Origin of the sequence: Amycolatopsis sp. lyj-112 (genome assembly GCF_046549055.1) — a bacterium.
GTDB lineage: Bacteria > Actinomycetota > Actinomycetes > Mycobacteriales > Pseudonocardiaceae > Amycolatopsis.
Window position 1 is genome coordinate 648,849 of the sequence record NZ_JAJPWS010000002.1, and the last position, 13,271, is coordinate 662,119.

Annotated in this window: 10 protein-coding genes and 1 tRNA gene; 8 read left to right on the top strand and 3 right to left on the bottom strand. The window is 68.3% G+C overall.

The window, feature by feature from the left end:
* Positions 1–17 precede the first annotated feature (17 nt).
* A complete protein-coding gene (locus tag ACLJRL_RS09895) occupies positions 18–884 on the top strand; it encodes an SDR family oxidoreductase (RefSeq protein WP_410655783.1) in 867 nt (288 codons plus the stop codon).
* A 12-nt stretch (positions 885–896) separates the two neighbouring features.
* Complete coding sequence (locus ACLJRL_RS09900) at positions 897–1,313, top strand: Dabb family protein (protein WP_410655784.1); 417 nt, start codon at positions 897–899, stop codon at positions 1,311–1,313.
* A 180-nt stretch (positions 1,314–1,493) separates the two neighbouring features.
* Here ACLJRL_RS09900 and ACLJRL_RS09905 read toward each other — a convergent pair whose 3' ends face one another.
* On the bottom strand, positions 1,494–2,075 hold the full coding sequence (locus ACLJRL_RS09905; RefSeq protein WP_410655785.1) for a TetR/AcrR family transcriptional regulator: 582 nt from the start codon (positions 2,073–2,075) through the stop codon (positions 1,494–1,496).
* Between the two features lie 94 nt (positions 2,076–2,169).
* On the opposite strand from ACLJRL_RS09905, the gene ACLJRL_RS09910 reads away from it, so the two are divergent.
* From ACLJRL_RS09910 to ACLJRL_RS09920, 3 genes are read left to right on the top strand one after another with little or no spacing between them, the layout of a single operon-like run.
* Complete coding sequence (locus ACLJRL_RS09910; protein WP_410655786.1) at positions 2,170–3,396, top strand: amidohydrolase family protein; 1,227 nt, start codon at positions 2,170–2,172, stop codon at positions 3,394–3,396.
* A complete protein-coding gene (locus ACLJRL_RS09915) occupies positions 3,393–4,247 on the top strand; it encodes an alpha/beta hydrolase (protein ID WP_410655787.1) in 855 nt (284 codons plus the stop codon). The genes ACLJRL_RS09910 and ACLJRL_RS09915 overlap by 4 nt, the downstream gene beginning before the upstream one ends.
* Before the next feature lie 39 nt (positions 4,248–4,286).
* Positions 4,287–5,570, top strand: a complete 1,284-nt coding sequence (locus tag ACLJRL_RS09920; protein WP_410655788.1) for an NAD(P)/FAD-dependent oxidoreductase — start codon at positions 4,287–4,289, stop codon at positions 5,568–5,570.
* Positions 5,571–5,701: 131 nt separating this feature from the next.
* Here ACLJRL_RS09920 and ACLJRL_RS09925 read toward each other — a convergent pair.
* Both ACLJRL_RS09925 and ACLJRL_RS09930 read right to left on the bottom strand, forming a co-directional pair.
* Positions 5,702–5,774 (bottom strand) — tRNA-Thr (locus tag ACLJRL_RS09925).
* Positions 5,775–5,819: 45 nt separating this feature from the next.
* Entirely contained in the window at positions 5,820–7,397 is a 1,578-nt protein-coding gene (locus ACLJRL_RS09930; RefSeq protein WP_410655789.1) for an alkaline phosphatase D family protein, read from the bottom strand.
* Between the two features lie 138 nt (positions 7,398–7,535).
* Between ACLJRL_RS09930 and ACLJRL_RS09935 the strand changes: the two genes are divergently transcribed.
* The 3 genes from ACLJRL_RS09935 to otsB all read left to right on the top strand — a co-directional run bounded on the left by ACLJRL_RS09935 (position 7,536) and on the right by otsB (position 13,242).
* Positions 7,536–9,101 (top strand): threonine/serine exporter ThrE family protein, encoded by a 1,566-nt coding sequence (locus tag ACLJRL_RS09935; protein ID WP_410655790.1) that lies wholly within the window; start codon positions 7,536–7,538, stop codon positions 9,099–9,101.
* An 80-nt stretch (positions 9,102–9,181) separates the two neighbouring features.
* The gene (locus ACLJRL_RS09940; RefSeq protein ID WP_410655791.1) at positions 9,182–10,633 is read left to right on the top strand and encodes a trehalose-6-phosphate synthase; all 1,452 of its coding nucleotides are present in this window, start codon (positions 9,182–9,184) and stop codon (positions 10,631–10,633) included.
* A gap of 80 nt (positions 10,634–10,713) precedes the next feature.
* A complete protein-coding gene (otsB, locus tag ACLJRL_RS09945) occupies positions 10,714–13,242 on the top strand; it encodes a trehalose-phosphatase (RefSeq protein ID WP_410655792.1) in 2,529 nt (842 codons plus the stop codon).
* Positions 13,243–13,271 lie beyond the last annotated feature (29 nt).

The following is a 13,271-nucleotide window of genomic DNA, read 5'->3' on the forward strand; positions in this document are numbered from 1 at the left end:
CCGAAGGGAAACCCACGATGAACACCCCGACCGTGCTCGTGACCGCCGCGACCGGAACCATCGGTTCCGCACTGGTTCCCGCGCTGCGGGCCCGCGGCGTCACCGTCCGCGCGATGACCCGTGACCCCGGCCACGTCGTCGCCGGTGCGGAGACCGTCGTAGCCGACCTGCAGGATCCGGAATCGGTCGCCGCGGCACTGAAAGGCGTCGACGCGGCCTTCCTCAACAGCCCCTCGGCGCCCGACGCCGCCTCGCTCCAGATCCAGTTCGCCGACCTCGCCCGCGACGCCGGCGTGAACCGGCTCGTGCTGCTCTCCCAGTACGCGGCACGCGCCGATTCACCGGTCCGGTTCCTGCGCTGGCACGCCGAAGTCGAAGCCCACGTTCAGAAACTCGGGCTCGACCACACCGTGCTGCGCCCCAACCTGTACCTCCAGGCGCTGCTCGCCTTCGCCGGACCCATCGCGCAAGGCTGGTTCGCCGCACCCATCGGCGACGCCGCCGTCAGCGCCATCGACACCAGGGACATCGCGGACACCGCCGCGGCCGTGCTGACCGGCACCGGACACGCCGGCCACACGTACACGCTGACCGGACCCCGCGCCGTCACCCACCACGAGATCGCCGACGCACTCGCCGCCGCGACCGGCCGGGACGTCACCTTCCACGACACGTCCGCCGACCAGTTCACCGCCGCGCTGACCGGCCTCCTCCCGCCCTGGCAACTCGACGGCCTCATCGAGGACTACGCCCACTACGCCCGAGGCGAAGCCGCCGAGGTACACACCTCCGTCACCGACCTCACCGGACGTCCGGCACGCGACCTCACCGACTTCGCCCGCGACCACGCCACCGCGTTCGCCCCCGCGGCGAACGCCGACTGAAAGGCGACTCCGATGATCTACCACTGCATCCGGTTCACCCTCAAGCCCGGCGTCTCGGAGGAGGACAGGGTGGCCGGTCTCGCGAAAATGGGCGAGCACATCAACGCCATCCCCTCCATCAAGGCGCGCGTCGTCGGCCCCGACTTCGGCGGGGAATTCGCCTACGGCGCCGTCACCGTGATCGAGGACATCGAGGGTTACGAGCAGTACATGAACCATCCGGCGCACCTCGCGATGGACCGGGTCGGATTGCCACTGGTCGACAAGTTCATGTCGTACGACATCACCGACGACCCGGACCCGGAGATCGGCGCGAAGATCGCCGAGGTTCACCGACGCCGGTTCGAGAACGTGCCGGACGTCGCCGAACTCGTCTCCGACCTCGGCGAGTACACCGGCAGCGCCGCACCCGGCAGGCACGGAAACTGACGACCACGGCGGACCGCGAACGGCGGGCGTGCTCCCAGACAGGGATCACGCTCGGCAGCTCCAATGCCGACGGAAATCGCCAGCATCTGGACGCGCGCTGACTGACGCTGCAGGCCACGGATCGCCTACACGCTGCGAATCCAGGAAAGGGCATCGCACCATGGCGACACCTGCCGAAGATCACCGCGCGCTGAGGCCGCCCTTGCCCATGCGCAGGATCAAGGCGACGTCGTCCTCCGAGTGGACTGCTGGAGTCAGAACCTCCTGGAGGAGCAGGCCACGAATCGCGGCAACGGTGACGGTGGCCATGGTCAGCGCTTCCTTGGTGTCGAGGCCTTCGCGTTCCGCGAGCGAGGCCAGCATCTTGGTCAGGTCGTTGAGCGACTCGATGAACTCGCGAAAGTCGTCTGGGCTGTACGCGGCCAGTCCTACGACGTGAAAGAAGCCGCGGACACGCGACAGCTGCTCCGGGCGGGTGTAGGCCCGCCAGATCGCCACGACGAGGTCGTCGAAGGTGCCCTGCTGGGCGGCCTCGAAAAGCGCCTCGTTGTCCCGGGATCGCTGTGCCGTGAGCATGGCGGCCAAGACGCCCGAGAGTGACCCGAAGTGGTATCGCAGGAGGGCGTGGCTGGTCTCGGCCCGGGCGGCGATCTCACGGAGCGACACCTCCGGTGAGGGAAGTGCCTCGTCGAAGGCGTCGAGGAGCCGAGCCAGGAGTCGCTCGCGTGCGTCGCCTTTGCGTTCCGCGCTTGACAAGATCACTCCCGCAGTTTATCCATTGGAAAAGAAGTGCTGGCGGTGCTGTGTCGCGTCACACATGGTCGCAGCCGGCCCGCAACGGCGGAGGGAACGACTCGTGGGACGTGTTCAGGTAGTCGGCGCGGCGGTCGTCGACGGATCGGGTCGCGACCCCGTCGACGTCAACGTCACCGTCGAAGACGGGCATATCACCCAGCTTGGTGCCTCCGGGGCACATGGCGAGCGCCTCGATGCCGGGGGACTGACGATGACGCCCGGCCTGATCGACGCTCACGTTCACCTGGGCTTGTCGAGCCTGATCCAGCCGCAGTTCTCGTTTCAGATCAGTGCCGCTGAGATCGCGGCGGACATCTTCGCCACGGCCGGCGCGACGCTCGATGCCGGCTTCACGACCGTTCGAGACACCGGCGGGATCGACGGTGGCGTCGTCACCACGATCGCGAAGGGCAAGGTCAGGGGACCACGCGTCCTGTCGTGCGGCCCAGTCCAATGCCAGACCGGTGGGCACGGCTACTACGGAGCCGACTGGGAACCCACCGAGCTGTGGAGCAGCCATCACATCCCGGGCCTGTGCGCCCTGTCCATGATGTCGGGCAACGCGGACGAGCTGCGAGGCAACGTGCGCGAGGCGTTCCGTCGCGGAGCCTCCTTCCTGAAGCTCTGCGTGACCGGCGGAGTGGTCGGCGCTCACGACCGGCTGACCGACACCCAGTTCACCGTCGAGGAGATCGCCGTCGCTGTCCAGGAGGCCGCGGCGCGGGGCACCTATGTGACGGTTCACGCCCACAACAACGACGGCATCCGGAACGCCGTCGAGGCAGGGGTGCGCTGCGTCGAGCACGGCACCGACCTCGATGAGTCCACGGCCACCCTGATGGCCACTCGCGAGGTCGCCCTCGTGCCCACGTTCGCTGTCGTCGAGCAACTGCTGCACGACACCGCCGGAGCCGGCCTCGGCGAGTCGACCCGCGATCGTGTGCTGGGAGTTCGTGAGCGGATGACCGAGGCGCTCGCTGTCGCCAAAGAAGCCGGAGTGCGGATCGGGCTGGGTTCCGATCTCATCGGTCCGGCTCAGAACCGTCGAGGCGAAGAGCTCAGGCTGCGCGCAAAGCTCGAAACACCGATGGAAGCTCTCGTGGCGGCCACCAAGACCAACGCCGAGATCCTCGGCCTGTCCGGCCAAGTCGGGGTCATCGCTCCCGGCGCGCAGGCAGACCTCGTGTTGTGGAACGGCAACCCGGTCGAAGACCCGGAGCTGTTCGCTGATCCCGCCAATGCCGTCCTCGTTCTCAAGGCCGGCCGAGTTGTGAAGGACCTTCGATGAGCACCATGTGGCAGGGCTGCCTCGCCGGCACCGACTACTTCGAGATGTGTTCCAGCGGTGGGCACGACTACGGCGTCTGGGTCACCACGCCACCGGGCTACGACCCCGCCACGACGCAAGCGCCTGTCGTGTATGTGCTCGACGGCAACTGGGCCGTGGGCATGACGGCTCCGCTCATCGTCACCCAGCTGGACCCCATGCAAAAGATCCAGCCCTACATCCAAGTCAGCGTCGGCTACGCGGGCGAGGAAGCACAGCACTGGGATCGGCTGCGCAACAGAGACCTCGTGCCGCCTGGCGAGCCCATCGCCAAGGAGCTCATCGATGCCGTGGAGATGGGAGTTCAAGCGGGCGCGAGGACACGCGAGGAATCCGACGCCTACCTCGCCGAACTGCGCGACACCCACGCCGATGCGTTCCTGAACTTCCTTACCGCGGAACTGCATCCGCGGATCGAACGCGACTACGGCACAGCCACGAGCGGTCACGGCCTTTTCGGCTACTCCTACGGCGGACTTTTCAGTCTCTACACCTGGCTCACCGACTGCACGCTCTTCGAGAGCATCGGAGCGGGCAGTCCCGGCGTTGCCAGTGAAGACAGTCAGGTCTTCGCCCAGCTCCAAGAGAGGGGTGACAGGCAGCATGCCACCAAGCTTCACGTGACCCTCAACGAGCGAGAGCTGCTCGGAGACCTGGCCATTTACCAAAGCCTCACGAAGAACACGGCCACCGTCCTTCACCACCTCACCTCACGCGGCGAAGCCGTCACCAGCGCGGTCCTGCGCGAAACGCACGTGACCGGCCTGCAGGCCTCATTCCTCAGCTACCTCAGGACCTGCCGTGCCCGGTAAACGCGATCACCGGGTGCGCTTCAGCAGAGAGGGCGACGTATGAGTGCCGATGTGGTCGTGATCGGGGCAGGGGTGATCGGTTCGTCGATCGCCCTTGAGCTTGCGCGGGCGGGGCACCGGGTGATCGTGCTCGAACGGGCCCCAGGAGCTGGTCAGGGGTCGACCTCGGCATCGAGTGCGATCGTTCGGTTCAATTTCTCCACCACCGCTGGGGTGGCGATGGCGTGGGAGGCGCATTTCGGCTGGCTCGACTGGGCCGGCCACCTCGGGCACGATGTCGGCGACCTCGCGATGTTCCGCAAGAGCGGGCTTGTCATCCTGGACGTCGAGGCGGCTCCGCGTACATCGTGGCTTCCGTTGTTCGATGAGATCGGTGTTCCCTACGAGGAATGGGACAGCGCGACCTTGGCCGAGCGCGTTCCAGGTATCGACACCGGCCGCTATTGGCCGCCGAAGCGGCTCGACGACGAGGAATTCTGGGAGGACGCGAAACACTCGCTCGGTGGCGTGTACACCCCGGATGCCGGCTACGTCTCGGACCCGAGCCTCGCCGCCGTGAACCTCGCCGCCGCGGCCTCGGCGTGCGGGGCGGAGTTCCGCTTTCGCAGCACGGTGACAGCGGTGGAGAAGGCCGGCGGGCGCGTGACGTCGGTGCGACTGTCGGACGGCACCCGGCTTCCCTGTGCCGTCGTGGTCAACGCGGCCGGTCCGTGGTCGGGCGCGGTGAATCGGTTGGCCGGCGTGGGTTCCGACTTCACGGTCGGGGTGCGCCCGATGAGGCAGGAAGTAGCGCACGTGCCGGTCCCGGAGGGCTATGGAGGGCCTGTGGTGGCGGACATGGATCTGGGCACCTATTTCCGCAGTGAAGCAGGAGGGAGCCTGCTCGTCGGCGGAACGGAACCGGCGTGTGATCCGATGCAGTGGACCGACGATCCGGACACCGCCGACATCCACCCGACGGCCGCGGTCTTCGAGGCTCAGGTGACGCGGGCCGCGCGGCGGTTGCCCGACCTGGCGGTGCCCAACCGGGCGCGCGGCGTGGTGGGCATCTATGACGTCGCCGACGATTGGACTCCGATCTACGACCGCACCGAACTCGAGGGCTTCTACCTCGCGGTGGGAACGAGCGGCAACCAGTTCAAGAACGCGCCGGTCGTGGGGCAGCTGATGACGGAGCTGATCAACCAGGTGGAGAACGGCGTCGACCACGACGCGTCGCCCGTCCGGTTCCGGGCCCCGCGCACCGGCCTGGAGATCGACCTGGGTGCGTTCTCTCGTAAGCGCAGCCGGAACACCGCGAACTCGGGCACGGTGATGGGCTGAGCCGAAACTCGGACGAGGCGACGCGGACGGCGGCCAGACGAGACGAAACGGGGCCCAATGAGACCGAACTAAATGTGAATAATACTCACATACTGCACTATATCGGCAGGTCGGCAGCTATTTTGATCTTGAGCCGCCAAGGGGGCTCGAACCCCTGACCTTCTGTTTACAAGACAGATGCTCTACCAGCTGAGCTATAGCGGCCTCGCCCGAGGCAGCCCCGGGCAAGCCCAGTATATCGGCGCCTGTTCAGCCGCTCGCAGGGCGCACCCACGGCTCCCCGGCCACCGTCCGGAACGCGTGCGCGAACGTGACTGCGGTCGCCGGATCGCGGCGATCGGCGACGTAGTACCAGTTCATCCGGACGGCGTCGGGCGTCACTTCGAGGACGCCGGGGCCGTGCGAGTCGAGTTCCACGAAGCGCACGTGCGGGTTCAGCGCGCGGACCGCGGCCTCGACCTTGAGGGAGCCGGTGCGCGGCGGGACGCCGAGCTGTTCGTCGATGTTGTCCGAAGTCACCGACGGGCAGACGAACTCCACCGCGACGCTCTTCCCGTCCCCCGGCACGTCGTTCGCCCACGACGAGTGGACGTCGCCGGTCAGGAACACCGTGTTGCCGCGGCCCTGCGTAGCGATGGTCTCCAGCACCCTGCGCCGGTCGGCGGTGTAGCCGTCCCATTGGTCGGTGTTCGTCGCGGTCGGCTGGGCCGCGAGCAGGGCCTCCAGCGCGAGCTTTTCGCGCGACGGCAGCGAGGGGACCTTGATCGGCGTCACCATCACGGAGTTCCCGACGACGTTCCACGACGCCGTCCCGCGCGCGAGGCCCTCCAGGAACCATTGCCGCTGATCCGCGCCGAGGATCGTGCCCGCCGGATCCTCCGGGGAACCCGGCTCGGGCTGCCGGGTCCGATAGGTGCGCAGGTCCAGCATCGTGAGGTCGACCAGTTTCCCGAACTTCAGCCGCCGGTACAGCTTGTCGCCGCGATGCCGCACCGGCATCCATTCGAAGTACGCCTGGTGCGCCGCCCGCACCCGGTCGCGCCAGCTGCCCTCGGTCACCGGATCGTGGGACGGCGCTCCACCGGACCAAGCATTGTCCGATGCCTCATGGTCGTCCCAGGTGACGATCGTCGGATGCCGTGCGTGCAGCCGCCGGAGGTGTTCATCGGTCTTGTACATCGCGTGGCGCTGCCGGTAGTCCGACAGGGTCACCAGTTCGTTGGGCGGGAGCGAGGGCCGGAGATCACCCGCCGGGTTGGGATTGCCCTCGTAGAGGTAGTCACCCAGGTGAATGACGGCGTCGAGATCATCGCGGCCGGCCAGGTAGCCATAGGGGGCGAAGTGTCCGATAGCCCAGTTCGCACACGCCACCACCCCGAACCGCAGCCGTGCGACGTCTTCCTCGTGCGCCGGGGCGGTGCGCGTCCGTCCGGTCTGGGAGAACTTGCCCTGCGACGAGAACCGATAGTGGTACGACGTCGACGCGCACAGCCCGCCGGCGGTCACCTTCACCGTGTGGTCGCGTTCGGGCCCGGTGCGGGCGTGACCGGCGGCGGCGACATCCGAGAACGCCGCGTCCTTCGCCACCTCCCACCGGACCTCCACCGAAGGCCCCCTGCCGGATCCCGGGAGGGCATCCGCCGAGGGCGTGACCCGGGTCCAGAGGAGCACCGAATCGGGCATCGGATCACCCGAAGCGACCCCGTGACCGAAAACCGGGGCATCCGCCCCGCTAGATGCACCCGAAAGGGTGAATGTGGTCGCCGTTCCGGCCGCTGTGACACCGGCCGCGCGAAGCACCGAACGCCTGGTCAAAGAAGACCCCATGGCATGCAGTGTGCCGTAAACGAGTCTTGCCGCGATGATCTTCCGAGGACGTGGTGGACGCCACTTCGGGTTACCTGCAACGGTCGGGGCTTCGCCCCCGATGGTCCCTCAGGAGAGAAGTGAGGAGGTGGATCGATCATGAAGATCAACGAGCACACCAAGAGGACCCCAACTGGCAGACGCGGTGCCGAGCTGAACCAGGACGAAACGCCCGAACGTGGCGAGTGGCTGCTGGAGCCGCCCCGCCAGCGTGACGGTGAGCGATCGACCCACCAGGCTCGCTCGCACCGCCCGAATCTGCTGCGTCGCCGTGCCTGGCAGATCCTCGAAGCGCCGACGGCCGAGCAGCCCGCCGTCGATGTCGAAGAGGCGATGGGCCCGAAGCCGCCCGACGACTCGACGGTCAACTTCGTGCTGGACCTCTCCCTGCGCATCGGCGAGGTCCAGATGTCGAGCGGCGCCGGAGCCTCCGACGTCACCGCGACGATCATCGCGCTGACCGCCGCGCTCGGCCTCCCGCACTGCGAGGTCGACGTGATCTTCACGTCGATCACCGTGACCTGCCACCGCGGTACCGACATGGCGCCGGTGACGGCGCTGCGAGTGGTCCGCTCGCGCAGCCTCGACTACACCCGGCTCACCCAGACGGAGACCCTGGTCCGCAAGATCGTCCGCGGGAACATCGGCGCCGAGGAGGCGCAGCAGGAACTCCAGCGGATCACGAGCGCGCCGCACCCGTACCCCCGTTGGGTGGCCACGGCCGCCTGGGGCGGGCTGGCCGCGTTCATCACGCTGATCCTCGGCGGCGGCATCGACGTCGCTCTGGTCGCGCTGGTGATCAGTGCGACCATCGACCGGTTCGGCCGCTTCCTCAACCGCTTCGCGCTGCCCTTCTTCTTCCAGCAGGTCGTCGGCGGCCTGGTCGCGACACTGTCGGCGATGGCGATAGTCAGCAGCGGACTGCTGACCACGGACAAACCCACGCTGGTCGTCGCGGCGGCCGTCACCGTGCTGCTGTCCGGCCTTTCCACGGTTTCCGCCGTGCAGGACGCCATCACCGGCTACTACGTGACGGCGGCCGGGCGCACGATGGAAACCGCGTTGATGAGTGCCGGCCTGATCGCCGGTGTGGTGCTGGCGCTGAAGATCGCGCTGCTGCTCGGCCTGTCGCTCACGCCGCTGCCCGAGGTCGTCTCCTCGACGCCGCAACAACTTCCGCTCATCGTCATCGGCAGCATCGGCGCCTCTGCGTGCTTCGCGCTCGCCTCGTACTCGACGCTGCGCGCGATGATCGTCGCGGGAGCGGCGGGCGCGATCGGCGGCGCGGTGTACGGCGCCTTGATGCTGACCGATTTCGAAGCCGTCAGTTCGTCGGCGATCGCCGCCACGCTGGTCGGTTTCTGCGGTGGCGTGCTCGCCCGGCGGCTCAAGGTGACGCCGCTCGTGGTGGCTGTGTCCGGCATCACTCCGCTGCTTCCCGGCCTCTCCACCTACCGTGGTCTGTACCAGTTGGGCGTCGAGCCCGGCGGCAACATCTCGACGCTCATGACGGCCGTGGCCGTCGGGCTCGCCCTGGCAGCGGGCGTGGTGCTCGGCGAATACCTCGCGCAGCCGGTGCGCACCGGGCTCGGCAGGCTCGAACGCAAGTTCGCCGGGCCGCGGATGGCGGGGCCCATGGAACCCGCCGATCGACGCTTGGAGTAATCCCGCGGCAACTGAACGTGCACCCGCCGCGCGATAGGGTTTCCTCAGGGCAGCGACCCACGATTTTGAGGGAGCGGCTGGTGGACGAAGTGACATCTGAGACGAGCAGAACCAATTCCGCGGACTTCGTCGTAGTGGCGAACCGGCTTCCGGTGGACCTCGAACGGACCGCGGACGGAAGCAGGCGCTGGACGGCGAGTCCGGGCGGGCTGGTGTCGGCACTCGAGCCGTTCCTCCGGTCACGTAAGGGCGCCTGGGTCGGCTGGCCGGGTGTGCCCGACGTCGAGGTCGAGGAGTTCGACGACGACGGCCTCGTCCTCCACCCGGTCTCCCTGACGTCGGACGAGGTCCGCGACTACTACGAGGGTTTCTCGAACGCGACGCTCTGGCCGCTGTACCACGATGTGGTGGCGCGGCCGGTATTCGACCGGAGCTGGTGGGAGTCCTACGTCCGGGTGAACCGGCGCTTCGCCGAGGCGAGCGCGCAGGTCGCCGCCGAGGGCGCGACCGTGTGGATCCAGGACTACCAGTTGCAGCTGGTCCCGGCGATGCTGCGCGAACTGCGCCCGGATCTCCGGATCGGGTTCTTCCTGCACATCCCGTTTCCCCCGGTCGAGTTGTTCATGCAGATGCCGTGGCGGACCGAGATCGTCCGCGGCCTGGTCGGCGCCGACCTCATCGGTTTCCACCGGCCGGGTGGTGCGCAGAACTTCCTCTGGCTGGCCCGTCAGCTGGCCGGGCTCGAGTCCAGCCGCGGCGCGGTCGGTATCCGGACCCGCCCCGGCCTGATGCAGGTCGGCGACCGGATGGTCCGCGTCGGCGCGTTCCCGATCTCCATCGACGCCATCGGCCTCGACAAGCTCGCGAAGACCAAGGGTGTCGCCGAACGCGCCGCCCAGCTGCGGCGCGACCTCGGCAACCCGAAGAAGGTCCTGCTCGGCGTCGACAGGCTCGACTACACCAAGGGCATCGACCTGCGGTTGCAGGCGCTGCACGAGTTGCTGCACGAGGGCCGCGTCCGCCCCGAGGACGTCACCTTCGTCCAGCTGGCCACGCCGAGCCGCGAACGTGTCGAGCACTACCAGCGCATGCGGGGCGACATCGAGCAGATGGTCGGCCGCATCAACGGCGAATTCGCGCGCGTGGGTCACCCGGTCGTGCATTATCTGCACCAGTCCGTGAACCGGACGGAGCTGGCCGCCTTCTTTTCCGCGGCCGATGTCATGGTGGTCACTCCTCTGCGTGACGGGATGAACCTCGTCTGCAAGGAGTACGTCGCCTGCCGTCACGATCTCGGCGGCTCGCTCGTGCTGTCCGAGTTCGCCGGCGCCGCGGCCGAGCTGACCAGCGCTCTCCTGGTCAACCCCCATGACCTGGACGGGGTGAAGAACGCACTGGAGACTGCCATTACGCTCGACCCCGCAGAGGGCCGCCGTCGCATGCGCGCCATGCGTCGCCAGGTCCTCACGCATGACGTCGACCGCTGGGCGCGCTCGTTCCTCCAAGCGCTCGGCGCCGAACCGGCCGACTGAACAGTGTCCTCAATGAATGTCCCCCTGCATGTCCCCCTGAATCCCCTGCCCTTCCCCGCATAGTTTCCAAGGAGAAATCGTTGACCGCCGAGGCACTGCCCGCCGAGCTGCGGCGAGCGATTGTTCAGGTCGCCCGCACCCCGCGGCTGCTGGTCGCCTGCGACTACGACGGCACGCTGGCTCCGATCACGGCCAACCCGGACGAAGCCCGGCCGCTGCCCGAATCGGTAGGAGCACTCAGGTCGCTGGCCGGCCTGCACGAGACGACCACCGCGGTCATCTCCGGCCGCGCGTTGCGCGATCTCGCCACCCTGTCCCGTCTTCCGGCCGAGGTGAACCTGGTCGGCAGCCACGGGTCCGAGTTCGACATCGGCTTCATCCACGCGCTCGACGACAAGGCACGCGAACTGCACAGACGGCTTGAAGCCGAGCTGGAGAACCTGGTACTCGACGTGCCGGGCGTCTCGCTCGAGGTCAAGCCCGCGAGCATCGCGGTGCACGTCCGCCGGGCCGAGCACGAGGCCGGCCGCCGCGTGCTGCGGGACGTCCACAATGGACCGTCCCAGTGGGCGGGCGTGTCCACGACCGACGGCAAGGAGGTCGTCGAGCTCGCGGTCGTCCAGACGGACAAGGGCCGCGCGCTGGACACCCTGCGCCACCAGGTCGGCGCGACCGCGGCGATCTTCCTCGGCGACGACGTCACCGACGAGAAGGCCTTCGCCCGGCTCTCCGGCCCGGACCTCGGCGTGAAGGTGGGCGAAGGTGAAAGCCTTGCGCAGTACCGGGTTCCGGACACCGTCGACGTCGCGCTGGTGCTCGCCTTCCTGCTCGAAGAGCGTCGCAACTGGCTCTACGGTGAGCAGGCGCCGCCGATCGAGCGGCTTTCCATGCTGGCCAACGAACGCTCGGTCGCGCTGGTCACCCCGGACGCCCGGCTGACCTGGCTGTGTCACCCCGGCCCCGACGCGCCCGCGGTGTTCGCGGACCTGCTCGGCGGTCTCGGCGCCGGGCACTTCTCGATCAAACCGCACCGCAACGGCCTGCCGCTCGGGCAGCGCTACCTGCCGAACACGATGACGGTGGAGACCCGCTGGTCGCGGCTGCTCGTCACCGACTACATCGAGCCGGAGAGCCCCTCGCACCGCACCGATCTCGTCCGGGTGATCTCGGGTGAGACGGCGGCGGAGATCACGTTCGCGCCGCGACCCGAATTCGGTGGTGTGCCGGTGAAGCTGCTCGCCGAGGGCGACGGCATCCTGGTGCAGGGCACCTCGGAGCCGTTCGCGCTCCGCTCGCCGGGCGTGGAGTGGGAGATCACCAGCGACGGCATGAACGACACCGCGACGGCGCTGGTGACCCCGACCCCGGACAACCCGGTGGTGCTCGAACTCCGGTGCGGCACCTCGGACCTCGGCGCCCACGAACTGTCCGAAGTGGAACGCCGGACACGCGCGGGCGAGTACTGGAGCGGCTGGGCGCAGACGCTCAAGCTGCCCAGTGTGCAGAGCGACCTCGTCGGCCGTTCGGCGCTGACGCTGCGCGGGCTGGTCAATACCGACACCGGTGGTGTGCTCGCGGCGGCGACGTCGTCGCTGCCGGAGGAGATCGGCGGCGTCCGCAACTGGGACTACCGCTACTGCTGGATCCGCGACGCGGCCATGACCGTGCGCGAACTGGTCCACCTCGGCTCGATCGAGGAGGCCGAAGGCTATCTCCGGTGGCTGCACGGCGTTCTGGCCACCTTGGCCGGTCCGGAACGGCTGCACCCGCTGTACACCTTGGCGGGCAGCGTGATCGGCGCCGAAGCGGTCATCGAGTCGCTTCCCGGCTACGCGGGTTCGCGGCCCGTCCGCGTCGGCAACCTGGCGAACCACCAGGTGCAGCTGGACGTCTTCGGCCCGGTGGTCGAACTCGTGCAGACGCTGGCGCAGGCGCGCGGCGAACTGCGCGACGAGGACTGGCAGATGGTGCGCGCGATGGCCGAAGCCGTCACGCGGCGCTGGAACGAGCCGGACCACGGCATCTGGGAGGAGCGGCACGTGCCGCGCCACCGGGTTTACTCGCGCGTGATGTGCTGGGTGACCATCGACCGGGCGATCAAACTGGGCGAGGTCTACGGCCGCGAGGTGCCGGGCGCGTGGCCGTCGCTGCGCGACGAGATCGCCGAGGACGTGCTCGAAAAGGGCTGGAACGAAGAGGTCCAGGCCTTCACCACCGCCTACGACGGTACGGACCTCGACGCCGCGTCGCTGTTCGTCGGGCTGACCGGACTGATCGATCCGGCCGACCCTCGGTTCCAGTCGACGGTGACCGCGATCGAGGCGGAGCTGCGCAGTGGGTCCACTGTGTACCGCTACCGCCGCGACGACGGGCTCCCCGGCGGCGAGGGCGGTTTCCACATCTGCGCGGCCTGGCTCATCGAGGCGTACCTGCTCACCGGGCGGCGGACCGAAGCCGAGGAACTGTTCACGCAGATCGTCGACGCCGCGGGCCCGACCGGGCTGCTGCCCGAGCAGTTCGACCCGATCGCGGAGCGCTCGCTGGGCAACCACCCGCAGGCGTACTCGCACATCGGGCTGATCCGCTGCGCGAACCTGCTGTCTCAGTAGGCCTTACCCGTGTCATGAAAGGGTCTTTC